The organism is Jannaschia seohaensis (assembly GCF_900116765.1).
Lineage (GTDB): Bacteria > Pseudomonadota > Alphaproteobacteria > Rhodobacterales > Rhodobacteraceae > Jannaschia > Jannaschia seohaensis.
Genome location: NZ_UETC01000003.1, coordinates 114,042 through 137,495, shown reverse-complemented (window position 1 = coordinate 137,495; position 23,454 = coordinate 114,042). Strand labels below are relative to the sequence as shown.

Annotated in this window: 22 protein-coding genes and 3 pseudogenes; 16 read left to right on the top strand and 9 right to left on the bottom strand. The window is 68.0% G+C overall.

Annotation, left to right across the window (positions count from 1 at the left end):
* Positions 1-82 precede the first annotated feature (82 nt).
* The 7 genes from DTQ71_RS08575 to DTQ71_RS08545 are packed head-to-tail and all read left to right on the top strand — an operon-like array spanning position 83 to position 6,000.
* Positions 83-730, top strand: coding sequence for an amino acid ABC transporter permease (locus DTQ71_RS08575; protein WP_109563886.1), 648 nt, complete (start codon positions 83-85; stop codon positions 728-730).
* A 16-nt stretch (positions 731-746) separates the two neighbouring features.
* Positions 747-1,403: an amino acid ABC transporter permease gene (locus DTQ71_RS08570; RefSeq protein WP_109563885.1), complete on the top strand. Its 657-nt coding sequence runs from the start codon at positions 747-749 to the stop codon at positions 1,401-1,403.
* A 19-nt stretch (positions 1,404-1,422) separates the two neighbouring features.
* Positions 1,423-2,205 carry an amino acid ABC transporter ATP-binding protein gene (locus DTQ71_RS08565; protein WP_109563884.1) on the top strand — a complete coding sequence of 261 codons (783 nt, stop codon included), beginning with the start codon at positions 1,423-1,425 and terminating at the stop codon, positions 2,203-2,205.
* Positions 2,202-3,566, top strand: coding sequence for an aminotransferase family protein (locus tag DTQ71_RS08560; protein ID WP_109563883.1), 1,365 nt, complete (start codon positions 2,202-2,204; stop codon positions 3,564-3,566). The genes DTQ71_RS08565 and DTQ71_RS08560 overlap by 4 nt, the downstream gene beginning before the upstream one ends.
* Positions 3,567-3,577: 11 nt before the next feature.
* Positions 3,578-4,504 (top strand): 3,5-dioxohexanoate:acetyl-CoA acetone transferase, encoded by a 927-nt coding sequence (gene kce, locus DTQ71_RS08555; RefSeq protein WP_109563882.1) that lies wholly within the window; start codon positions 3,578-3,580, stop codon positions 4,502-4,504.
* A 3-nt stretch (positions 4,505-4,507) separates the two neighbouring features.
* Positions 4,508-4,993 carry a GNAT family N-acetyltransferase gene (locus DTQ71_RS08550; RefSeq protein WP_109563881.1) on the top strand — a complete coding sequence of 162 codons (486 nt, stop codon included), beginning with the start codon at positions 4,508-4,510 and terminating at the stop codon, positions 4,991-4,993.
* Positions 4,990-6,000, top strand: a complete 1,011-nt coding sequence (locus DTQ71_RS08545) for a histone deacetylase family protein (protein ID WP_109563880.1) — start codon at positions 4,990-4,992, stop codon at positions 5,998-6,000. Before DTQ71_RS08550 ends, DTQ71_RS08545 begins: the two co-directional genes overlap by 4 nt.
* A gap of 494 nt (positions 6,001-6,494) precedes the next feature.
* Here the strand turns inward: DTQ71_RS08545 and DTQ71_RS08540 are convergent, their stop codons facing one another.
* The 5 genes from DTQ71_RS08540 to DTQ71_RS08520 form a co-directional block, all read right to left on the bottom strand.
* Complete coding sequence (locus DTQ71_RS08540; protein ID WP_109563879.1) at positions 6,495-7,088, bottom strand: NAD(P)H-dependent oxidoreductase; 594 nt, start codon at positions 7,086-7,088, stop codon at positions 6,495-6,497.
* A 57-nt stretch (positions 7,089-7,145) separates the two neighbouring features.
* Positions 7,146-8,054, bottom strand: coding sequence for a pirin family protein (locus DTQ71_RS08535; RefSeq protein ID WP_109563878.1), 909 nt, complete (start codon positions 8,052-8,054; stop codon positions 7,146-7,148).
* A gap of 187 nt (positions 8,055-8,241) precedes the next feature.
* A complete protein-coding gene (locus tag DTQ71_RS08530; protein ID WP_109563877.1) occupies positions 8,242-9,276 on the bottom strand; it encodes a glutathione S-transferase family protein in 1,035 nt (344 codons plus the stop codon).
* A 12-nt stretch (positions 9,277-9,288) separates the two neighbouring features.
* Positions 9,289-10,110 carry a 4,5-DOPA-extradiol-dioxygenase gene (ygiD, locus tag DTQ71_RS08525; RefSeq protein ID WP_109563876.1) on the bottom strand — a complete coding sequence of 274 codons (822 nt, stop codon included), beginning with the start codon at positions 10,108-10,110 and terminating at the stop codon, positions 9,289-9,291.
* Positions 10,111-10,168: 58 nt separating this feature from the next.
* Positions 10,169-10,600, bottom strand: coding sequence for a DoxX family protein (locus DTQ71_RS08520; protein WP_109563875.1), 432 nt, complete (start codon positions 10,598-10,600; stop codon positions 10,169-10,171).
* A 148-nt stretch (positions 10,601-10,748) separates the two neighbouring features.
* On the opposite strand from DTQ71_RS08520, the gene DTQ71_RS08515 reads away from it, so the two are divergent.
* Positions 10,749-11,654, top strand: a complete 906-nt coding sequence (locus DTQ71_RS08515) for a LysR family transcriptional regulator (RefSeq protein WP_109564177.1) — start codon at positions 10,749-10,751, stop codon at positions 11,652-11,654.
* A gap of 767 nt (positions 11,655-12,421) precedes the next feature.
* Here the strand turns inward: DTQ71_RS08515 and DTQ71_RS08505 are convergent.
* The 4 genes from DTQ71_RS08505 to DTQ71_RS08485 form a co-directional block, all read right to left on the bottom strand.
* Positions 12,422-13,384 carry a M23 family metallopeptidase gene (locus tag DTQ71_RS08505; protein WP_109563873.1) on the bottom strand — a complete coding sequence of 321 codons (963 nt, stop codon included), beginning with the start codon at positions 13,382-13,384 and terminating at the stop codon, positions 12,422-12,424.
* Positions 13,381-14,220: a DUF6544 family protein gene (locus DTQ71_RS08500; RefSeq protein WP_245947360.1), complete on the bottom strand. Its 840-nt coding sequence runs from the start codon at positions 14,218-14,220 to the stop codon at positions 13,381-13,383. Before DTQ71_RS08500 ends, DTQ71_RS08505 begins: the two co-directional genes overlap by 4 nt.
* A gap of 590 nt (positions 14,221-14,810) precedes the next feature.
* A complete protein-coding gene (locus tag DTQ71_RS08490; protein WP_170125369.1) occupies positions 14,811-15,779 on the bottom strand; it encodes an alpha/beta fold hydrolase in 969 nt (322 codons plus the stop codon).
* Positions 15,779-16,681 carry an SRPBCC family protein gene (locus DTQ71_RS08485; protein ID WP_109563869.1) on the bottom strand — a complete coding sequence of 301 codons (903 nt, stop codon included), beginning with the start codon at positions 16,679-16,681 and terminating at the stop codon, positions 15,779-15,781. Before DTQ71_RS08485 ends, DTQ71_RS08490 begins: the two co-directional genes overlap by 1 nt.
* 98 nt (positions 16,682-16,779) lie before the next feature.
* On the opposite strand from DTQ71_RS08485, the gene DTQ71_RS08480 reads away from it, so the two are divergent.
* The 8 genes and pseudogenes from DTQ71_RS08480 to DTQ71_RS24180 all read left to right on the top strand — a co-directional run bounded on the left by DTQ71_RS08480 (position 16,780) and on the right by DTQ71_RS24180 (position 23,343).
* Positions 16,780-17,262 (top strand): winged helix-turn-helix transcriptional regulator, encoded by a 483-nt coding sequence (locus DTQ71_RS08480; RefSeq protein WP_245947358.1) that lies wholly within the window; start codon positions 16,780-16,782, stop codon positions 17,260-17,262.
* 673 nt (positions 17,263-17,935) lie between these two features.
* Positions 17,936-18,817 (top strand): annotated as a pseudogene (locus tag DTQ71_RS08470) (aldo/keto reductase).
* Positions 18,818-18,962: 145 nt separating this feature from the next.
* Positions 18,963-19,853, top strand: coding sequence for a LysR family transcriptional regulator (locus DTQ71_RS08465; protein ID WP_109563866.1), 891 nt, complete (start codon positions 18,963-18,965; stop codon positions 19,851-19,853).
* 107 nt (positions 19,854-19,960) lie between these two features.
* The gene (gene wrbA / locus DTQ71_RS08460; protein WP_109563865.1) at positions 19,961-20,584 is read left to right on the top strand and encodes an NAD(P)H:quinone oxidoreductase; all 624 of its coding nucleotides are present in this window, start codon (positions 19,961-19,963) and stop codon (positions 20,582-20,584) included.
* Between the two features lie 423 nt (positions 20,585-21,007).
* A complete protein-coding gene (locus DTQ71_RS08455; protein ID WP_109563864.1) occupies positions 21,008-21,907 on the top strand; it encodes an EamA family transporter in 900 nt (299 codons plus the stop codon).
* Between the two features lie 405 nt (positions 21,908-22,312).
* Positions 22,313-22,642 (top strand): annotated as a pseudogene (locus DTQ71_RS24860) (2Fe-2S iron-sulfur cluster-binding protein); the annotation flags it as partial.
* A pseudogene (locus DTQ71_RS24855) lies at positions 22,566-22,775 on the top strand (hypothetical protein); the annotation flags it as partial. The pseudogenes DTQ71_RS24860 and DTQ71_RS24855, both read left to right, overlap by 77 nt.
* Positions 22,776-22,788: 13 nt before the next feature.
* Entirely contained in the window at positions 22,789-23,343 is a 555-nt protein-coding gene (locus tag DTQ71_RS24180) for a [Fe-Fe] hydrogenase large subunit C-terminal domain-containing protein (protein WP_245947357.1), read from the top strand.
* Positions 23,344-23,454 lie beyond the last annotated feature (111 nt).

Sequence of the window (23,454 nt, the reverse complement as noted above, 5' to 3'; positions counted from 1 at the left end):
GGCGCGGCTCCGACGCGGCGCGTGGGATGCGCGCCGCCATTCCGAACCGTCCGCCATGCTGATCGAGCCATAAGGGGGTCCGATGGACACTGACCTGATGCTCCGGGTCTATCCGTTCTTTCTGGAGGCGGCCTGGGTCACCATCCAGTTGTCCGTGCTGACCGCCCTTCTCGGCCTCGCCATGGGCGCCCTCGGGGCCGCGGCGCGGCTGTCGCGCTTCGCCCTGCTGCGCTTTGCCGGGGCCGCCTATGTCAGCGTCTTTCGCGGCACGCCGGCGCTGATCCAGATATTCATCCTCTATTTCGGAGGGCCGCAGATCGGCATCCAGCTCGATGCCTTCGAGGCCGGCGTGATCGGTCTGGGCATCAATGCCGGCGCCTATATGACCGAGACGATCCGCGGCGCGATCATCTCCATCGACAAGGGCCAGCGCGAGGCCGCCCGCACCCTCGGGCTCAGCCAGTTCCAGGCGTTCCGCAAGGTCATACTGCCTCAGGCGGCGCGACTGATGGTCCGGCCGCTCGGCGTGAACCTGAACATGCTGATCAAATCCACGGCGCTCGTGGCGGCGATTTCGGTCGTCGAGCTGACCTACACCGCGCAGCGCTACATCGGCTCGACCTACAAGCCGTTCGAGATGTTCCTGCTGGCGGGCATCCTTTACATCATCATCATCTACGCGACGGGGCGGGCCGTGGCCTGGCTCGACCGCCGGGTGCAGATCACCTGACCCGGAAGGACGCGACATGGGCCTCGATTTCACGATTATCCCCGGCTACCTCGATATCATCCTTCTGGGTTGCCTCTGGACCATCGCCATCACGGCGGCGGCGGCGTTGCTCAGCTTTTTCGGCGGCATCCTCTTCGCGGTCATGGCGCTTTATGCCCCCGCCGTGATCCGGTGGCCCTTCAAGGTGATCGAGTTCGTCTTCATGGGCACGCCGCTGCTGTTGCAGCTCTTCCTGATCTATTTCGGCCTCGTCCAGATCGGCATCGACCTGCCGGCCTTCGTCGCCGGGGTCATCGGTCTGGGGCTGCATTTCGCGGTCTACAATTCCGAGCTGATCCAGACCGCGATCCTGTCGGTGGACAAGGGCCAGATGGAGGCCGCGCGCACCTTGGGCCTGAGCCGGGGCCAGGCGCTGCGCAAGGTCGTCGTGCCGCAGGCGGTGCGGGCGGTCATCCCGCCCATCGGCAACAACATGATCGCGCTCCTCAAGGACAGCGCGCTGGTCTCGGTCATCGGGGTGAGCGAGCTGACGCTTTCGGCGCAGCGCGCCATCGGCGCGACCTACCGGCCCTTCGAGTTCTATCTGCTGGCCGCGGCCTTCTACTACGTCATCAACCTCGGGATGGAATGGGTGCAGCGGCGCATCGAGCGCCGCATCTCCCTGTCCCGCTGATCCCGCGCGAGGTATCGCCATGAGCACCGACCAGACCCACCTGACCGATTTCGTCCAGATCCGGCACGCCCAAAAGGCGTTCGGACAGCTGGAGGTGCTGAAGGACATCAGCCTCAACGTGGCGCGCGGCCAGATCGTCGCCATCATCGGGCCGTCGGGCTCCGGCAAGTCGACACTCCTGCGGGCGATCAACGATCTCGATCCGCTGACCGGCGGCGAAATCTGGCTCGATGGCACCCAGGTCAACAAGTCGCTGCCGCATCGGCAATACGAGAAGCACATCAACCAGATGCGCCAGGAGATCGGCATGGTCTTCCAGCACTTCAATCTCTTCCCGCACATGACGGCGCGGGAAAACGTGACGATGGCGCCGAAGATGCTCAAGGGGCTCAGCAACGAAGCCGCCGACGCGCTGGCCGAGGAACAGCTGCAAAAGGTCGGAATGCTGGAGCGCATCGACTACTACCCCTCCCAGCTGTCCGGCGGGCAGAAACAGCGCGTGGCCATTGCCCGCGCCCTGGCGATGAAGCCCAAGCTGATGCTCTTCGACGAGGCGACCTCAGCGCTGGATCCGGAGCTCGTGGACGAGGTCAACCAGGTCATGAAGAAGCTCGCCGAAGAGCAGATGACGATGATCATCGTCACCCATGAGATGGATTTCGCCGCCGCCGTCTGCGACCGGGTGCTCTTCATGGACCAGGGCGTGGTCGTCGAGGAAGGCCCGCCCGAGGTGATCTTCAAGCGCCCAGAGAAGGAACGCACCCGCGCCTTTCTGCGCAAACATCTGGAAAATGCCCCATGAGCAGGGCCGAGGCCGATACGGGCGGGCACCTCTTCTACCAGTCCCGCAACCCGCGCCCCTTTCTCGACCGGGGCGAGGGGATCTACCTCTACGACGAGAGCGGCAAGCGGTATATCGACGGCTGCTCAGGGGCGATGGTCTCCAATATCGGGCATTCCAACCCGCGCGTTCTCGCTAAGATGAAGGCGCAGATGGACCGCGCGACCTTCGGCTACCGGCTGCATTTCCGCACCCACCCGTCCGAGGATCTCGCCGCCAAGACGGTGTCGCTCTGCCCCGAGGGGCTGGACCGGGTCTTCTTCGTCTCCGGCGGTTCGGAAGCGGTGGAGAGCGCGGTCAAGCTCGCCCGGCAATATGCGCTCACCCAGGGGCTGGGCAGCCGGTATAAGGTCATCTCGCGCTTCCCCTCCTATCACGGCTGCACTTTCGGCGCGCTCGACCTGACGGGCTACGATCCTCTGCGGGAGCCGTTCGCGCCGATGATGGAGGGCATGCCCAAAATCACCGCGCCGATGACCTATCTCGACCGCGACAACCTAACCGAGGAGGCGCGCGGCCTGAAATATGCCGAACTCTTGCGCGACCGCATCGAGGAGGAGGGCCCGGAGAATGTGCTGGCCTTCCTGATGGAACCCATTGGCGGGGCATCGACCGGCGCGCTGGTCGCGCCGGACAGCTACTACACCCGCATCCGCGAGATCTGCGACGAGTATGGCGTGCTGCTCATCTTCGACGAGGTCATGTCCGGCGCGGGCCGCACCGGCAAGTTCCTCGCCTCCGAGCATTTTGGCGTCGTGCCGGATATCGTGGTGCTCTCCAAGGGGTTCGGCGCGGGCTATGCGCCGCTCGGGGCCATCGTCGCGCCGTCGCGGCTGGTCGAGCCGGTGCTCGACGCAGGGGGCTTCCTGCATGGCTTCACCTATGCCGGCAACCCGCTGGCCTGCGCCGCCGGTCTGGCCGTTCTGGAAGAGCTGGAGGAGCAGGGTCTCATCGAGAACGCCGCGCGGATGGGCGATCTGCTCAAGGCCAAGCTGACCGGGCTGATGGACCGCTATCCCTTTATCGGCCATGTGCGCGGCAAGGGTCTTCTGCTCGCCTTCGAGCTGGTCTCGGACCGCGAGACGATGCGCCCCCTGCCCCGCGAACTGAACGCCTATAACCGACTGGTCGAGATCGCCTACGAGCTCGGCTTGATCATCTACTCCCGGCGCACGCGGGGCGGATATGAGGGCGATCACTTCCTCGTCTGCCCCCCGCTCATCGTGACCGAGGCGCAGGTCGACGAGATCATCGGGCTGCTCGATACGGCGCTGGCGCGCTTCGCGACCGAACTCTCCCCGGCGATGTCGGAACCGGCCTGAGACCCAAGACCATGTCCAAGATCCTCATCACCTGCGCCATCACCGGCTCAATCCACACGCCCTCGATGTCGCCGCACCTGCCGGTCACCGCCGACGAGATCGCCACCCAGTCCATCGAGGCCGCCGAGGCGGGGGCGGCGATCCTGCACCTGCACGCCCGCGACCCCGAGACCGGCCGCCCCTCGGCGAGCCCTGAGCATTTCATGGCCTTCCTGCCGCGCATCCAGGCGGCCACGGATGCCGTGCTCAACCTTTCGACGGGCGGCAGCGCGGTGATGACCCTGGACCAGCGGCTCGCCGCGCCGCGCAAGGTCGCCCCCGAGATGTGCTCGCTCAACATGGGCACGATGAATTTCGCACTCTACCCGGCCGCCGCGCGCATCACCGACTGGAAACACGATTGGGAAAAGCCGTTCCTGGAAAACTCCGACGATCTGGTCTTCAAGAACACCCCTCGCGACATCGCCACGATCCTTGAGGATCTCGGCCAGGCGCGCGGCGCGCGCTTCGAGTTCGAATGCTACGATCTGAGCCACCTGACGATGCTGCGCCATTTCGCCGATCGCGGGTTGGTGCAGCCGCCCTTCTTCATCCAGTTCGTCTTCGGCGTGCTGGGCGGGATGGCGGCCGAGCCGGAAAACCTGACCCATATGGTGCGTCTGGCCGACAAGCTCTTCGGTGAGGATTACATGTTCTCGGTCCTTGCCGCCGGGCGCCATCAATTTCCGATGGCCACGATGGCAGCGGCGATGGGGGGACATGTGCGCGTGGGTCTGGAAGACAACCTCATGCTGTCGAAAGGCGTCATGGCGCGGCGCAACGCCGAGCAGGTGGAGAAGATCCGGCGCATCGTCGAAGACCTCGGGCGCAGCCCCGCCACCCCTGACGACGCCCGGGAGATGCTGGGTCTGAAAGGGGCGGCGGCGACCGCGATTTGAGCCATGCGTGACGGGGACGACATACGGCAGGCGGAGCCGCGGGATCTCGCCCTGCTCGACGCGGCGCTGCGCCGGCTGTCCGAGGATATCGGCGACCCCCACCGCGCCGACCGCGCGATGCTGGAACGGGCGCTTTTCGGACCGAGGCCCAGCGCCGTGGCCTGCATTGCGACCGCCGGAGAGGCGGCCCATGGCGTCACGCTCTTCTCGCCGGTCTTTTCGACGGCCCGCGGGGCGGCCGGTCTCTTCGTGTCCGATCTCTGGGTCGCGCCGGAGGCGCGCGGCCGCGGCCTCGGACGGGCGCTTTTGCGCGCGGCGGCCGATGAGGCGGCAGATCTCTGGGGCGCGGGGTTCCTGCGCCTCATCGTGCACGACCACAACGAGCCGGCCCGCGCCTTCTACGATGCGCTCGGCTTCGAGAGCGTGACCGGAGAAACGACGCTGGTCCTGCCCGGACCGGCCCTCGACAGCTTGCGGAGCTCCCCATGAAGGCAATCCTCGACACGCGCCAGACGCGCCACGACCCGCAGAATTTCATGGCCAACGGGGTCGTGTCCCGCAGCCCAGAACAGCCGGCGCGGATCGACGTGCTCCGGGCGGCGGCGGAGGCCGCGGGCTACCGCTTCGAAGCGCCTTCCGATGCCGGGATGGGCCCGATCGCGGCGGTGCATAGCGCCGAATACCTAACCTTCCTGCGCACGATCTATCCCCGCTGGCAGCGGATCGAGGGGGCCGCGCCCGAGGTCATCCCCAACATCCACCCGGCCAGCCGCACCGACAGTTATCCCAAATCGGCCATCGGTCAGGCGGGATGGCACCAGGGCGACACCGCCTGCCCCATAGCCGAGCACACTTGGGAAAGCGCCTACTGGTCCGCTCAGACGGCCATCACCGGCGCCGATCTCGTTGCTGCAGGAGAGACCGGGGTCTATGCGCTCTGCCGTCCGCCGGGACATCACGCCTTCGCCGATCTGGCCGGGGGCTTCTGCTTTCTCAACAACTCCGCCATCGCCGCCGAGCGCCTACGCGCCGAGGGCCTACGGCCGGCGATCCTGGATATCGACGTGCATCACGGCAACGGCACGCAAGGGATATTCTACCGCCGCGGCGACGTGCTGACCGTCTCGATCCACGCGGATCCCGCGCGGTTCTACCCGTTCTTCTGGGGCCATGCCCATGAGCGTGGCGAAGAGGCGGGGCTCGGGGCGAACCTCAACCTGCCCCTGCCGCGCGGCACCGACGACGACAGCTTTCTCAAGGCGATGGAGACGGCCTTGGCCGCGGTGGAGTCCTTCGGCACCGATTGCCTGGTGGTGGCCCTGGGGCTCGATGCGTCCATCGACGATCCGTTCAAGGGCTTCGCCGTGACGCAAGACGGGTTCCATCGGATCGGCCAGCGTCTGAAAGCGACGGGCCTGCCGCTTCTGTTCGTGCAGGAGGGCGGGTATCTCAGCGACGCCCTCGGACCCAACCTCACGGCCTTCTTGCGCGGCTGACGGAGCGCGGGCCTCGACAGGGCGCTCTCCCACGATCTGGTCCCCGGGGCGTGCCCCTTTGGCCGTTCAACCCGCTCCGGTGTGAGGCCGTCTCTGACCAAGCGATCGATGTCCTCCGGGTGGCGCCAAGGCACACCCCTGCGGGGGCGGTCTTGGCCATGATCGTCGCGCCGTACCGCGCTGACAGGGCGGGCCGGGCGCGCAAACCGCCGACGGAGTCCGCGTCGAGCCGACGCGGCCCTCTGTGAAGCCGCTGGCACGGCGCGACCGCGTTCGGCATCCCGGCCGCGAAGGCCGCGGGACGGGTCCGCCCCGAGAGGCGGCCCCCCTCGGCCATCGCCCGATCGGCGCGACAGGGCCTCCGCCGGTCGGACCGATGCCGTCGCGGAGCCCCTCGCCGCGTCTGTCGCCCCGCGGAGACCCTTGCGCCGTCGATCTGGATGCCCCCCGGCGCGGCGATTGCCCTGCGCGCCGCTGAGCGTGCGGGCCAAGGATCAGCTAGCGATCTTCGCCGCCATCTCCACAAGCCGCTTGGCCTGATGGGCAACCGCCGCCTTGCCCGCCTCGTCATAGCCATTGGCATTGGCCGAGTAGCCGTAGGGGTTGCCGCTGGCGTCGAAAATGGACTGATCCGTATAGCCGGGGACGACGATCACCGCGCCCCAATGCATCGCGGTCGTGTAGAGGCCCAGAAGCGTGGTCTCCTGGCCGCCATGGGGGTTCTGGGCGCTGGTGGTGGCGGTGAAGGTCTTGTTGGCCAGCTTGCCGTTGGACCACAGCCCGCCCAGCGTATCGATGAAGGCCCGCATCTGGCTCGCGACGACACTGAAACGCGTGGGCGCGGAGAAGAAGTAGCCGTCGGCCCACTCCATGTCGTCGGCCGTCGCTTCGGGAATGTCCGCCATCTTCTCCAGTTGGGCCTTCCACGGCTCCTGACCGTCCACGACCTCTTTCGGAGCCGTTTCCGGGATGCGCACCAGCCGCACCTCCGCGCCGGCCTCGCGCGCCGCCTCCGCTGCCGTGAGCGCAACCGCGTGGTTCGTGCCAGAGGTGGAATAAAGGACGACTGCGATCTTTGGCGGTGCGATTCCCTCTCCCTGTCTGGTCCCTGACGGTGTCGCCCGTCGACTGGATGCCCGATCCCTTCAGGCGGTCTTGATGAAAGTTCCGTTCCGCAACTCGCGCATCGCCTGCCGCAGTTCTTCCTGCGTGTTCATCACGATAGGCCCATGCCACGCGACGGGTTCCTGGATCGGCCGGCCGGTCATCAGAAGAAAGCGGATGCCCTCGTCTCCGGCCTGAACGGTGATCTCATCGCCCGATCCGAAGCGCACCAGGGTCCGGTTTCCCGTCATGTCGCGGATGTTGAGCTCGGTGCCGCGGAATTCCTTCTCGACGCGGATGCCGACGGGGTCGCTCGCATCCCGGAAGGTGCCTGCCCCCGCGAAAACATAGGCCAGCGCGTTTGCCCGCGTGTCCACGGGCAGCACCTTGCGCCGGCCCGCGGGGACGGAGACGTCCAGCAGCATCGGGTTCGCCGCGATGCCGTCCACCGGGCCCGTCTTGCCCCAGAACGACCCGATGATGACCTTCACGATCGTTCCGTCATCGTCGATCTCGACCGGGATGTCGCTGCTCGACACGTCCTGATAGCGGGGCGCCGTCATCTTGAGCGAGGACGGCAAATTGGCCCACAACTGAAACCCGTGCATCTGTCCTTGGGCGTTGCCTGCCGGCATTTCCTGGTGGACGATCCCCGACCCGGCCGTCATCCATTGGACGCTGCCCGCACCGAGCAGGCCGCGATTTCCCAGGGAGTCGGCATGTTCGACCTGGCCTTCCAGCACATAGGTGATCGTCTCGATCCCGCGATGCGGATGCCAGGGGAAGCCGCTCGAATAAAGACGCGGATCGTCGTTCCGGAAGTCGTCCATCATCAGGAACGGGTCGGTCAGCGAGGGGTCGCCGAAGCCGAAGACACGATGCAGATGGACCCCGGCCCCCTCCATGGTGGGCTGGGCCGTGCTGGTAGCGGATACGGGTCTGAACGTCATGGGCTGCTCCTGGTCTCCAGCCAGACATGGCGCAGCGTGCAGCGTCTGTGTATGGGCGACGAATATCTGGCGTTTGTGCGGCTATGCACAGAGGGGCGGCGGCGCGTCGGAAGATCCGCGCCGCGCCGGTCTCATGGCCGGCAGGCTGACACAGCTTCGGAGGGTCGGGCCCCTCTGCGCCACGCCGTCAGTCACGACCGGCGCGGGCCCGGGACGCATCGGCCGCCGGTGCCTCCCAGGCTGCGACCGCCTCGGCCTGCGTCCCGCTGTGGAGCATAGCCGCGACATGCGCCGGAGCCTGCGGGACGACTCCTAATGGATTGAGCGCCTTCATCGAATAATAGCCGTGCAGGATGTGATCCATGTCCACGGTCTCGCGGATGCCGGGGAGGTTCAGCAAACGCGCGAGATAAGCCGACAAGCGCGGGTAGTCGCGGATCTGCTTTCGGTTGGTCTTGAAGAACCCGTGATAGGCCGCGTCGAACCGGATCAGCGTGACGAAGGCTCGGATATCGGTCTCCGTCAGCCTGTCACCGAGCAGGAAATCCCCCGTCAGGCCGGTTTCGAGCTCGTCGAGCATGCCGAAGATGCCGTCCATCGCCTCGTCATAGGCCGCCTGCGAGGTCGCGAAACCGGCCTTGTAGACCCCGTTGTTGAGCAGATCGTAGATACGCTGGTTGAACGCGTCGATCTCCGTGGCGCGCGACGCGGGATAGAGTCGCAGATCGGACGGCGCGAGATGCTCGAAAGCCGTGTCCAGCATCCGCAGGATGTCGGCGCTTTCGTTGTTCACCATCACGTCGCGCTTCATGTCCCACAGCACCGGCACGGTCGCGCGCCCGGTGACCTGCGGATCGGCGCGGGTGTAGATCTCGTGCATGTAGCGCGCCCCAAAGAGCGGGTCCGCGTCGGTGCCGGAAAAGCCGCCGAATTGCCAGCCCTGGTGGGTCAGGCTCGGGTTCAGCACGGTGACCGCGATGATGTATTCGAGTCCCTTGAGCTTGCGGGCGATCAACGTCCGCGAGGCCCAAGGGCAGATCAGCGCGACATAGAGCCGGTAGCGACCGGGTTCGGCCTCGAAGCCGCCTTCCCCCGTCGGGCCAGGCCGGCCGTCCGGCGTGATCCAGTTGCGGAAGCTCGACACCTGGCGCACGAAGCGTCCCGCCTCGTCGACCTTCTGAACCGGCTGCCATTTCGCCACCCATTTTCCATCGACAAGCATGGTCCGCTCTCCTCACTGTGCGTGAAAGACGAAGGACCGCATCGACACGGCTCCGAGATCGATCGCATCGGTCATGAAGGTCAGGCCGTCGCGCTCGTCCGAGGCCCCCGCGATGGCGAGCGCGGGCATGTAGTGATCCACCGTCGGATGCGCCGCATGCAGCAGCGTCCCCAGCCCGTCCGCATCCGCCAGCGCGGCGAAGTCGCGGGCCGCCAGCCGGTCGGCAAAGCGCGCGTCGAACTCCAGCGCGAAGTCCAGCGGCGCGCCGCCCGGGCGCATGGCGCGCAAGTTGTGCACGACGTTGCCGGACCCGAGGATCAGCACGCCACGTTCGCGCAGCTCCGACAGGCTGCGACCGATTTCGAGTTGATGCGCGAGCCCTCGGCCCATGTCGATCGAGACCTGGAAGACCGGCACATCGGCGTCGGGGTAGAGAAACTTCAGCACGGCCCAGGCGCCATGATCGAGGCCCCAGCGGTCATCCTCCTGCGCCCGGTGGCTTCGGAGCAGTGCGACGACCTCGCGTGCGAGCTCCGGCTGACCGGCAGCAGGGTAACGCTGATCGAACAAGGCCTGCGGGAAGCCGTAGAAATCGTGGATCGTGCGCGGCATTTCCGACACGTCGACGAGCGTCGTGCCTCGGGTCATCCAATGCGCCGAGACAACCAGAATAGCCTTGGGACGGGGGAGGCTCCGGCCCAGCTCGGACCAGGCGCGGCTATAGGCGTTGTCCTCGATCACGTTCATCGGGCTGCCATGGCCCAGAAACACGACCGGAAGCCGGTCGGAGGGCGCGAAGCGGTCGCGAAGGTCCTGAAGGCTGTGCGTGTGCATGAGGGGTCTCCCGGGTCAGGCCGGACCGCCCTGCGGCGATCCGGCGGGGGCCGAAGGATCAGGCGAACTTGCCCAGGGTGCGGTCGAGCATGGGCAGGTGCAGCGCATAAGCCCCGGCGCCGAGCAACAGGATCACGCCCTGCACCACCGCCCAGAACAGCGGGAACTCCCAGCCGCCGCCCTCGTTCGAGAACGTCCAGCCAAAGCCCGAATGTGCCCAGACCGAGCCGAGCAGGATCGCCAGCAGCGGAACCGAGACGGCGCGGACACCGATGCCGAGGATCAGCGCGAGGCCGCCGCCCAGCTCGCCGAGGATCGTTAGATAGGCGAAGATCCCGGGCAAGCCGAGGCTTTCGAAATAGGCCACGGTGCCGGGAACGGTGAAGAGGCTCACCTTCATCCAGCCATGGGCGAGAAAGGCCACGCCGCTGGTGACGCGAAGAACGAACGCGGCGGTATCGGCGTTGGCGGCTGCGGAAGTCTTGGACATATCGGTCCCCTGCTTGGGTCTGGTCGGTCCACCCGGGAGGTTTCCACGGGGCGACGTGTTTCGGATGGCCGATGGCTACGCCTTGCACACCATCAACGAAATGACGATTGTGGTGAATGACTATCCCCATATCGTTCGCAATGTTGCCATGGACCGCCTCGACCAGCTCCGCGCCTTCGTCGCCACTGCACAGACCGGCTCCTTCACGGCCGCCGCGGATCAGATGGGTATCTCCAACAGGCTGACGTCGAAATATGTCGCCGGGCTGGAAGCCCGTCTCGGCGTGCGGCTGCTTCAACGGACCACACGACAAGTCGGCCTGACGCCGGCGGGCGAAGACCTGCTCGCGCGGGCGCCGGCGCTCCTGGATGAATTCGACGCCATGCTCGGCGAGGTCGCCGAAGGCTCGAAGGGGCTCTCGGGGACCCTGCGCCTGTCCGCGCCGATGACCTTCGGAGAGGTCTACGTCGTGGGCATGCTGGCAAGGTTCGGGAGGGCGCATCCGTCCATCGCGGTCGATCTGCGCCTCAACGACCGGTATCTCGACCTCGCCGCCGAGGGCCTGGACCTCGCCTTTCGCCTCGGGCGCTTCGATCAGGCCTCGCTCAAGGTTCGCAGGATCGGGCGCTTTTGCAGCACGCTGGTGGCGAGCACGGATTATCTCGCCGCCCATGGAACGCCCGCCACGCCGCAGGACATCGAGCGGCATGCCTGTATCGTCGACACCAACCGGCGCAATCCGCGCAGATGGGTTTTCAAGCAGGGCGGCGAAGAGGTGATCGCCAACGTCTCGGGGCGGATCTTCGTCAATTCCGCGCGCGCGGCCGTGGCGCTCGCTCAGGAAGGGATGGGGCTCGCCTATGTGCCCCGCTTCGCGCTCGCCGGGTCTCTGGACGCCGGAGAGCTCGTCGCCCTCCTGCCGAATTACGGGACAGAGTCCGGAGAAATCGGCACGGTTTACCTCGAGGGCCGGGCGCTTCCCCGCAAGGTGCGCGCGTTGATCGAGTTCGCCGCGGCGGACATGAAGGCATCGGGCATCCTGGAGGATCTCTGAGGGCCGTCCTGGAACGCGGCGACGGAGATTGAGCGATGGCCGCTCCCGAGCGGGGCAAGAAGAGTCGAGAGCGCCCTGAGGGTCCGCGTTGGAGGCCACCGCCTCACCCGAACGCGGAGTGAAAGGGTCTGCCAAGCCGGCGGTCCCCGTGTCGGTATCACATCCGGGCCTCGACGGCGCGCGGTCGGTCGTCCTCATCTTCTGGGCCAGTCGGATGGGCGCGCGACGGGAGCATGCCGGCCTGTCATGCGATCACGCCTGCCGCGCCAGTCCTCGATGCGAGGGGAGGTGCGACGGCTCGGGACTCTTGGAAACGTGAATCCGGCGGAGAGCCGGACTGGCGCGCTTGCCCGATGCGCCCCGCGCCCGGGCCGCCCGATCAGCCGCCCCGGCTTGGCGTCGCCCCCGGCCAGAGCCCAGGCGACCCCCGGCGCCATGAGGACGATCCCAATATCGCCGTCCGGGACCACCCCCCCGTAATGAGGGATTGCCCGGCCTGGCCCACCGCATTGACCAGACGCCCGCCCGCGACGATCGCCGCGATCCAGTTCCAGGCCCAATGCCTCCGTTCCCTCGCCGCTGCGGCGAGGCAGGCCGCGACCGTCGCCGTCGGCAGAAAGACCGCGACCGCGAAGACCGCCCGCTCGACGGGGGCCGTGGCCTCCCGATGGTCCGCCACGCCTCGAAGCGGAGGACGTCTTCGAGATCGTGCGGCGCGACCGCAACCCCGAGGAGCGCGCGCCGCCAGCCCATCGCGGCAGCCTGGCTCACCCATCTGCTCCCCCGATCCGGTCCCCCCGCACGAGGATACGCCCGTCGATGCGCAGGCCCAGCGGCTCGCCGGAGATCAGTGGCGCGCCGGCCTCGGCGGGCTGCTGGGCGTGAATGTGCAGATGCGGTTCGGTCGAGGCGCCGGAATTGCCGACCTGCCCCAAGGGCTGCCCCTGCTGGACCCGGTCGCCGGGGCGAACCGCAACGCTGCCTTGGCGCATATGGGCCAGCACGATCTCGGCCGTGCCGCAGCGGAGGATGATGTGATTGCCGAGGCGGTTTACCGGGTCCTCCTGCGGCACGTCGAAATCGGGCCGGTCGCCCTCGGCGGCCACCACGGTGCCTGCGCACGGAGCCACGAGCGGCGCGCCGAAGATGGCGTAAGCCTCGGGCTCTGCGGGGCGCCAGCCCTGCGCGCGCAGGCCCCAGGGGCCAAGGCCGAAGAAATCCACGGCATAGGACTGACCACGCCAGGGCCGGAACCGCGCCACACTCTCATCGAGCGTGCGCATATGGGCGTTGACGATCGGGTGCGAGCCGCCGCTTGCCACGAGGAATTGCCCCCGTGCGAAGGGAGTACCGATCTCCACCACTTCCACCGGCGGCGACGACCGCCCGCTGAGCGCCTGCGCCCCGAACCAAAGCCCCGCCGCCAGGAGCGCTCCACCGAGGGCCGCCGAAAGCCAGCCCCAGCCGGAGGGCCAAACCGACAGACCGGCCAGTCCCGGGCGGAATGCGACCAGCATCACCGCGCCGACCAGCCACAGCGCGCCGTAGACCCAAGGCAGCCACCAGACAGGCAGCGCCCATTGCGCGACGCGCGCAAGCGCGAAGAGGAACGCCCCCACCCCGGCGATTTGCAGGGCAAGCCCCATGGCGGAGCCGGAGGGCAGGAAGAAAATCCAGCCGAGCAGTGCCAGCGGAAGCGTGATCTGGAAAAGGAGTATCGTGGCGGTCATCGGTCCCTCCGCGGGAAAGAAATCTCTGTCACGTCGGCGATAAAGAACGGGAAATAGTCGTCCGTATCGAAATGGTTGCCTGCCTCTACATGGGTGGGCAGGCGGAAGCCGTCGACCTCGCGGAACTCGGAGAGATAGCCACCGAAAGGCTGGAGTCGGTGCAGCTTCTCCGGGTTGGCATCGCTCCAGCGCTGGAAGGCGACATGACGCGGCTGGCCATTCTCCGCCACCGTGACCTCTACCGCCTGTTCAAGACCCTGATGGCGCATGATCATGCGGGCGGTGGTCTCGGACGCCGGCTCCCAGGTCACGTTCGGGCCAGGAAGCACGGCGGCGGGCGTCCAGAACACGGCCTCGGCGACGTAGCGGCCGAAAGCCGAGCGCCTGTGATCGGGATCGCCGCCGAACCGGGCGACGGGCACGAGACCGGAGAGCCAGAAGCGGGTCCACGAGCCGCTGTCCGAACCGCCCATGCGCATCGCGCCGGCGCCCCCCGACATCGCCCAGACGAAGCCGTGCGGCGCGGCCAGCACCTGCGTCGCGGTCATCGGCATGTAGCCCGGCGTGGCCTTGTCGCCCATCCCGAACTGCCCCTCCATCTCCAGCCGGGAAACGGTGTAAAGCGGCGTCCCCTCGGCAATCGCGAACGTGAAGAACCGGCGCGCGGGTTCGGGCAGATCGGCGACCATGTCGGATGCGAAACGGGCCGGCTCGACCGGTTGGGACGCGATCAGCCGGTCCATCTCCGCGCGGTCGGCGCGGTGATCGAGCTGCCGCCACAGGAATAGTCCGCCAAGAGCAACGCCGATGGCAGCCAACAGCCAAACAAATATCATTCGCATATCCCGTCTTTGCAGAGTGCGCCCCGCTTGCATCGCCCTGGCGCGGCCGGACGGATGCCGGCGCCGGAGCTCCGCTTGAAACTCGCGAGCGCTCGGTTCCGCCGACACGCTAGAGACTTGGCCGCCAATCGCCTTGATCCGGATCAGACTTGGGCCGGTTGGAAACGATGATGGGCCGCGCGCATGAGCGCTTCGACCCCGAGGCCGCGGACAGGGGCTCTTCTCGGCCTCGCCTCCGGCATCTACCGGACCGCCTGGCCGCTGTGGCACAGGCCGCTGTCCCGCCTGCCTGGAGATTTCCACGGGGTCATTTCGCAGGGCCTCTTCGCCGTGCGGATCGTCGCGTCCAGTGTCGTCCATGCGCGGCTTCATCGAACGAGCGGCGGATCGCTCATCCCGGCGCCTCTCTTCCATGCGTCGCTCAACGCCTCGGCGGCGATGCGTCCGATCCCGCCACAGGTTCGGGGCGGCGACCCGGCGGCCCTCGCGGTCGCGGCCGTCCCGTCGTCATCGGCCCGTCCCTGCGGGCAGGCGCGGCTGGTGTCGCACGCTCGGGACGTGGGATCGGGGTGACAGGCGCTCTCCTATTCCGGGCCAACCGACTGCCAGAGGGCACGAATTTCCCCGGCCACCCGCGCGGCATGCTCCGGGTTCTGGACCAGTCCGTAGTGGTCCGCACCGGACACCACCGTCAGCCGGCTCTGCGCCGACAATCCTGCGAGGTCGCGTTGCAGTGCGATCCAGGACTCGACCAGCCCATCGGGATACTCGTCGGCCACGAGGACGCGCATCGGCAGGTTCCCCAAGGTCTCGATGTCCCGCGCCAACCCCGTTGACGCCCCATCGCGCCAGGCGGCGGCCTCTTCGGCCGCCGCGGCCATGTGCGCCACGCTGGCATAGACGGCGGCGGCACGGTCGCGGGCGGCGTCCTCCAATCCCGCCATCCAGAGGCCCGGCGCCCCTGTGATCCGCAGCACGCCGAACCGGTTCGCGATGCTGAGCTTTCCAAAGGCGCTCAGGATGTCGTCGACCATGTCGCGGCCAGCCGGCGGCAGTCGTTCGCCCATCTCCTCGTGCGACGAGTCCACGAGCACGAGACCAGCCACGCGCTCGGGATAACGGTGGGCAAAGACCCGCGCCACGAGCCCGCCGTAGGAATGGCCGACCAGGACCATCGGACGCTCGACGCCCACCGCCTGGGCCAGGGCCGCGAGGCGGTCGGCCGTGGCACCGGCATCCTTCGGGCCATCGAACCGCGCGCTATGTCCGGTGCCCGCGCGGTCGTAGCGGCAGACGCGATGATCCTCGGAGAGGTCATCCTGCACCCGGACCCAGGCATCGGACACCACGCCCATGCCGGTCTCGAGAAAAACCGGCGGCGCCTCCGGGGGGCCGCTGCAATAGACGTGGAGACCAGCGCCGCCCGCGGTGACGATCTCTCCGGGCGGCGGTAGCCTGGACCTATCGAGGGCGGAGGCTGCGCCCTGCAAGAGGGCACCGCCGGCAGGCAGGAGCAGAACAAGGCCCGCGATGGCGAGAGCGATCCGTCGCATCAGCAGTAGGCAAAGGCGGGCAGAGAGACGGCCGCGGTGCGGGATGTGGACGCACCGCCCGCCTCCATGGCCGCGACGAGATGCCGGATGTCCCGGTCGAGGGGGATCGTCGCAACGGCCAGGAGCAGCCATCCGAGGTGACGATGCTTCGGCCGGACGGTCCACCAGATGTCCACGACAGAGCCTTCGGGGGCCGGGCTGACCGACCAACCGCCCGTCATCGCGGCAAAGGGAAACGGGAAGTCCTCGGCTTCGGCCCGAAACCGGAGCACGAAAGAGCGCGTGGCGTCGTCGAGGGACACGACCTCTTCCGCCCAGCTCTGATCGTTATGATTGGTGCAGACGCGCACCGCGCCGGGCGCCGGCTCCTCGGCCCCTTCGAGACGGGACGACTTCAGCCCCGTACCGTAGCGCGCAATCGAACCCAGGTCGCGGATGACCGGCCAGAGCGTGTCGGGGTCGGCACCGCTCGTCAGCCGGACGCAGTGCTTGAACGTGTTCGGCGCGCCTTTGGGATCGCGCAGCAACGCCCGAATGCCGGCGAGCTGCAGGATGCAGGCCAGACCGACCACGGCGGCCACGCCCGCGACGACGAGCTGTCCCTGGCTTGTCAGGAAGCCTGGGACGATGGCCATCGGAAGCGTCCCGATCACCCAGAGCACGTCCAGCCCCGAGATCAGCAGCGCCAACCCGACGCGAAGCCGCCACAGCGCAAACCCGATCAGCGCCGCGAAGCCCAACAGGCCAATCCCGAGGCCTGCCATGAACCAGCCCGGAAACGGCCCGAGCGCCGCGCCGACCGCGGCGGGCCCCAAAACTAGCACCGAGAGGCCGCACAGCGTTGAGAAAGCGAGATTGAAGGCGAGCGCGAGGCGCAACAGGCGGGAGGATCTGAAGGACATGGGAGCTCCTTTTCAGTTGGTCGGCACGCAGGAAGGCATGCAGGAAGATTCTGAGTTCGTATTTTGAACTCAGTGCAGGCTGAGCTATCTGGGTTCGCATGTCAAACCCAGAATCATCGAGCACCGTTCGCCGCCGCGCCCCCGTCCCCCGCGCGGACTGCGCGCTGGCGCAGGCTACGGAGGAAATCGGCGACCGTTGGTCGCTGCTGATCCTTCGGGAGGCGTTCTTCGGGGTGATGCGCTACGACGATATCCGCGAAGACCTCGGGATCCCGCGCTCGGTCCTCACGGACCGGCTCGCCAAACTCGTGGCGCGCGGGCTCCTGGAGAAGCGCCCCTACCGTGAAGCCGGCGATCGACAGCGGTTCGGCTATTCCCTGACGGAGAAAGGCCGGAACCTAGCGCTGACCTTCATCGCCTTGACCCATTGGAGCGAAGCTCACGTCCTCGGGGCGCTTGGGCCGATCGAAATCGTGGATCAGGAGACGGGGCGCGGCTTGCGGGTTGCGCTCGTCGATGACGAGGGGCGGATCGTCCCCGCCGAGAGAGCCGTGCCGAAGGTTCGCGTCCAAGACGGGTGACAGAGGGTGCCGACCGGTCTCGAAGGATCGGTCGCGCGCAGTCCGTCTAGCAGGTTGGTGATCCGGCCGATGACGAGGCGCCCGCCGGCCTTCGGGAGACGGTTGCGCCGGACCGCAAGCCCCAAATCGGTGTCGACGCCGCGACAGAGGACGACCTCCGGATCGGCGAAGCCAGCCGGATCGACGCGGCTCCCTGGCACTGGCTCACGGTCGCTTTGGATGAGGGCACGGGCATAATAAGCTCCCGCCTTCCGGCCCCTGGTATCGCGATCACATCCCCCCGTTAGACCGGCACCCCCGTGAACGCGCAGCCGCCTCTTTCCGAGGATGACGGCCGCGTCCGCCGCCGTCGCGTCGTTTCTGCAGATCCGGCGCGCGGTGGACGGCTGACACGGCCCAGCCTCTCCCCGCAGCCCTTTCCTTCGGCCAGCGCATCGGCCCCGCAGGCCTCGCGCCTTGGGACGCCCTTCGGGGGACATGCGGCATATGCCTGCCCTGCACCGACCTTCCTTCCTCGGTATCGCCCGACTCGACACGCCCGAACCGACAAGGAGGCGCCGATGGCCGCTGAAACGAAGCCCGGCATGCCGACCGCGATGCTGGGAGGCGACCCATTCCCAGCTCGACCTGTTTAGCACCGCCGGCATCTCCTTCCTCGACAGCGCCGGCCTCCATGCCACGGGCGCGATCGGAGCGCATGATCGGCCGCTGGCTCGAGAGGCGCGGAGGCCATGACGACCGGATTATCGCCACCGAGGGCCGCTTCGGCCCGCCGCCCGGCAGCACGGGCGCCTCTCGCCGGGGCCTGCGGATCGCCGCCGAGCGCAGCCGCGCGCGCCTGAGGGTCGAGGCGATCGATCTCTAATTCGTCCACGGCAGGGACCAGGACACGCCGGTGGAAGAGACTCTGGAGACGCTTGCCAAGCTCGTCGCGCGCGGGGTGATCCATCAGGTCGGCTGGTCCAACGTCATCGCCTGGCAGTTCCAGAAGATCGTCTCGACGGCGGAGGTTCGGAACCTCCCGCGGCCGGTCACACTGCAACCGCGATCCAACCTCCTCGACCGGGGGGATCGAGACCGCGATCGCGTCCTGTTGTCTCGACGCGGACAGTTCGCTCATGCACTGGTCGCCCCTCGGCAAGGGCTGGCTCACCGGCAAGTATACGGACGGCGCGCGCCCGAGGGCGCGACGCGGCTGGGCGAAAATCCCGCCCGCGGGGTCGAGGCATACGACCTGGGCCACACCGACCGGATATGCCGCATCCTGACCGCAGTGCAGGAGATCTCGGCCGCGCATGGTCGGCCGAAGTCCCATGCCGCCCTCGCCTGGCTTTTGCAGCGGCCGGGGGTGGGGAGCGCGCTGCCGGGCGCCCTGACACCCAGAGCCCGGCGTCCGGCGGCGATCTCCCTCCGTCCCCGCTGGGGCCGTGCCCCTTGGATCGGGTCTCTGGCACCTGATCCACGCCCCGCGGAGATCGCGCGCGCGGACCGCCGCACTGGCATCGGCCCAAACCAGCCGCCGAGTGGGGCTCCAGGCATCGCCGAGCGCGGCTGAGTGTCGCCTTGCCGGTTCCCTCCTTGCCTCCGCCAGCAAAGCGGGCTGTTGCCCAAGCCGTTCGCACCCCTCAGAAACCATGTTATCGGAGAAAGGCGATGCCTTTCTTCGGATCGCCGCCCGACCCGACAGAGGCCCGCCCGAGATGGACAAACTTTCCGTCATGCAAGCCTTCCGCCGCATCGTCGAGCGCGGCAGTTTCGCGCGGGCGGCGGAGGATCTCGGCGTCTCGCCCGCGCTTCTGAGCCGTGAGATCAAGCTACTCGAGGAAAGTCTCGGGACGACGCTTCTCACGCGCACGACACGTTCGATGTCACTGACCGATGCCGGCCGGCTCTATTATGACGAGGCGAGCGGGATCCTCGACGCCGTGACCCTGGTCGAGACCCGCATCCGTGACGGGGCCGGAGCGGTCAGGGGACACCTGAAGGTCAACGCCTCCAGTTCGTTCGGACAGACAGTCATTGCGCCCATCCTGCCGCAGTTCCTGTCGGCCCATCCCGATTTGCGTCTCACGCTCTCGATGGATGACCGCGTCGTGGACATGGTGGAGGGCGGGTTCGATGTCTCCATCCGCATCCGGGCCGCGATGCCGGACTCGGCGCTGGTGGCCCGCAAGCTCGGCACCATGCGGCAACGGATCTTCGCGTCGCCGGCCTATCTGGACCGTGCCGGCGTCCCGCACGGCCCCGAGGACATACCGAAGCACAAGGTCGTCGGCTTCCTGCTTGCCGAACATCTGACGTCCTGGGCGCTGCACGGCCCCTCCGGCAGCCGCGCCGCCATCGACCTCGATCCGGCCGTGCGCGTGGGCAATAGCCTCGTGCTGCGCGACCTCCTTGTCGCGGGCCAGGGCATCGGCACCCTGCCCGACTTCGTCTCCAACCTGCCCGAGGCGCGCGGCGATCTGGTCCGCGTCCTCCCGGACTGGGAACTTCCCGCGCCGGAGATCTTCGCCGTCACGGCCTCACGGCTGGGCATGGACGCAAAGGTCACCGCCTTTCTCGACCACCTTCGGGCCGCGCTCCAGCGCTGACATTGTTCAACCGGCCTGAAGACTGAAGTGACAGCCGGGCGATTATTCCCGCCCGGCTCATCCCCGATCCTCACGGGCAAGGAAGTCCCAAGCCCCCGGAGGATCTCATGACCCGCGTTCTCGTTCTCTATTATTCCAGCTACGGCCATGTCCGCGCGCTCGCCGAGGCCGAGGCCGAGGGCGCCCGCAGCGTACCCGGCACCCATGTCGACCTGCGCCGCGTACCGGAGACCGTCCCCGAGGCGATCCGGCGGAAGGCCGGGTTCATCGCCGACGAGACCCCCGTCGCAAGCCCTGCGGACCTGGAAGCCTACGACGCCATCCTTTTCGGCACGCCAACCCTTTTCGGGATGATGGCCGGGCAGATGAAATCCTTTCTCGACCAAGCCGGCGGCCTCTGGGCGCGCAATGCGCTGGTGGGGAAGGTCGCCGCCGTCTTCGCCTCCACGGGGTCCCAACATGGCGGGCACGAGGCGACGCTGCTCTCGACCCAGATCCCGCTGCTGCACTTCGGGATGCTGATCGCGGGCATGCCCTACAGTTTCGCCGGACAGACCACAGCCGAGGAGATCGTCGGCGGCGCGCCTTATGGCGCGGGGACGATCGCGGGGGCCGATGGCGCGCGCGCGCCCACCGAGACGGACCTTGCCGGTGCACGCTTCCAGGGCGCGCATGTCGCCCGGATCGCCGCGCGGCTGGCTGCCGCAGATGAGGCCTATGAGGCCGCGTGATGGCCTCCCCCGTCATCGACGTCTCGGACCAAGCGGCCTGCCGCCGGCGTGTCAGCCTCTTGTCACGAAGGCGGGTGCCCGCCCGAGCACGGCCGGAGACGCCCCGGGGTCCAATCTCGGACACCGGCGCGTCCTCCGCCGGCCAGCGACTGCCAGGAGCGTCCCGGGATTCCCGCCATGCGCGCCGCCCCCATCGGCCGCCTCCCTGCCCCGAGCGAAGCACCCTTCGGGACGTCGGCTGACAGACCAATCCTCGTGCCCGTTGTTCCGCCGCAGAATGCCCCCGACCTCCCCTCCCCGGCTCATGCCGCCTGGGACGTGACGCGACCAACCGCCCCAACCGATGCGCGAGATCGGCCCCGACCCGAACGCCCGCGCCTACCCTTCCATGCGCTCTGGTGAGCGCCCGACAGGAGACACCCCATGCCCCGCACCGCCGATATCCTTCTCACGGCGCTCGCCCCCGCGATCTGGGGCAGCAGCTATATCGTCGCGACCGAGACTCTGCCCTCGGGCCATCCGATCACGATCGCGGCGCTGCGCGCCTTGCCGGCGGGGCTGCTGCTGCTTGTCTTCACACGCTGCCTACCGCCCCGTGCCTGGCTCGGGCGCAGCTTTCTTCTCGGCAGCCTCAACTTCGCACTGTTCTGGACGTTGCTCTTCGTGGCCGCATACCGGCTTCCGGGCGGAGTGGCCGCGACACTGGGCGCCCTTCAGGCCATGATCGTGATCTTCATGGCGCGCGGGTGGCTCGGCACGCCCATCCGGGCCGGCTCGGTCGCTGCGGCCGCGACAGGCGTTCTAGGCGTGGCGCTGCTTCTGATCGGTCCGGACGCCGCGCTCGACCCGGTCGGCATTGCCGCCGGTCTTGGCGGCGCGGCGTCCATGGCCGCGGGAACCGTCCTGAGCCGGAAATGGCAGCCCCCCGTGTCGGCGCTCAGCTTCACCGCCTGGCAACTGACGGCCGGCGGTCTGATCCTGCTGCCCTTCGCACTGATCCTGGAGCCCGCGATGCCGCCCCTCACGATGACGAATGTCGCGGGTCTGGTCTGGCTCGGTCTCGTCGGTGCGGCGATCACCTATGCGCTCTGGTTCCGGGGCGTTGCGAAGATCGAACCCGGCGCGGTCTCGATGCTCGGCATGATGAGCCCGGTGACGGCGGTTCTCTTGGGGTGGGTCGTACTGGGTCAGGCCCTGTCGCCGCTGCAAGGGCTTGGCGCCGCCATCGTCCTCGGCTCTGTCTGGGTGGGACAATTGGCGAGCCGCCCAACCGCCGGAGCCGAGACCATGCGCATGGTCTCGGCAGGGGCGAAGACCGCCTGACCGCCGTTCCAGGCCCCCCGGACTGACACCGCTGAAATCGGCCCACGTGCTCGGGTGCGCGGAGCAGCGGCGTGCCCCCCTCCCCGACCATTCGCGTCACGCGACGATGCGGCTCCTTGCCCTCACCGCCGAGCGGTTCCGGCGCCGAACAGCCGGCATGACGGCCCCGCGCCGGGCCGGGGACGCAGGGCCATCCGCACGCGCAACGCAGAGCCGTGCGGCACCGAACATGCCCGGACCCGCGCCAGCTTGCCGTTCTTGACAGCCATCAGTCCGGTGGCGCCCAGTCGAGACCCAGAGCCCTGCGGCGGGATCGGAGCGGTCGCGGGCCTTGGAGCAGACGCCGATCCCGGACACCGCGCCGGATCTCGCTCCGCCGGCGCCAACGGGAGGGGTCGCAACCTGATGATGCTCTCGATCAACGGAAGACGGGTCGAGGTCGAAGATGGCATCACCTTGCCTGACGCGGCAAAGGCGGCGGGCGTCCACATTCCCACGCTCTGCTATCACCCGGGCCTTCCGGCACATGCCGCGTGCCGGATGTGCCTCGTGGAGATCGAGGGCCATCCCGACCCGCAGCCCGCCTGCCGCCCACTGGCGCAAGACGGCGATGTCGTCGCAACCGACAGCGCGGCTCTGCAGGCCTTCCGCGAGTGCGATGCGGAATGGCTTCTGGCCCGGCATCCCAAAGACTGCATGCGGTGCGAGGTGGACGGTTTTTGCGAACTCCAGCGGCTGGTGCGCGAAAAGCAGGTGGGAGGACCGCTGGCCCGGGCTCCCCGCCGCCCCGGGGGACTGCGCGGAAGACCTGCCGAGCGACCACAGCTCGCCCAGCATCTGGCGGGATCCGCAGAAATGCATCGAATGCGGGCTCTGCGCCGATGTCTGCGGCGCCAGCGTTCAGATCCAGAACGTCATCGGCTTTGCCGACCGGGGCGGCGGCCGCCGGCCCGTGCCCCGTCTTCGACCAGCCGCCGAGCGCCACGAACTGCATCTCCTGCGGCCAGTGCACGCTGGTCTACCCGGTCGGCGCCATCATCGAGGCGCCGCACTGGCATGACGTCCTGAAAACGCTTGACGCGCATCGCCGCGTGTCCGTCGTCCAGGTCGCGCCCGCGACCCGCGTGGCCATCAGCGAGGAGTTCGGACTGAAGCCCGGCACCGTGAGCACCGGTCGGTTGATCAACGCGCTGCGGCAGCTCGGGTTCGACTATGTGTTCGACACGATTTTCGCCGCCGATCTCACGGTCATGGAGGAAGGCTCCGAACTCCCGTCGCGGCTCAGGGCCGGACCGCGGCATCCGCTTTTTACGTCCTGCTGCCGGGGATGTTCGCACCGAATGGCGTCTGGTGCACGAACAGCGACTACGGCACCGCCCAGGGGCCCCGACGCCATCGCGGCGGTCATTGATGACAGGCTGCCGCCGCGGCGTTAGAGGGCGGGACTTGCCCGGCACCGAATGGCGTCGGCCAGCGATGGCAGCGATCTTGTGGTGCTGAGGCCCAATGGTGGCCGGTGCAGGTTCGAGGTGGAGCTCGCCGCACCC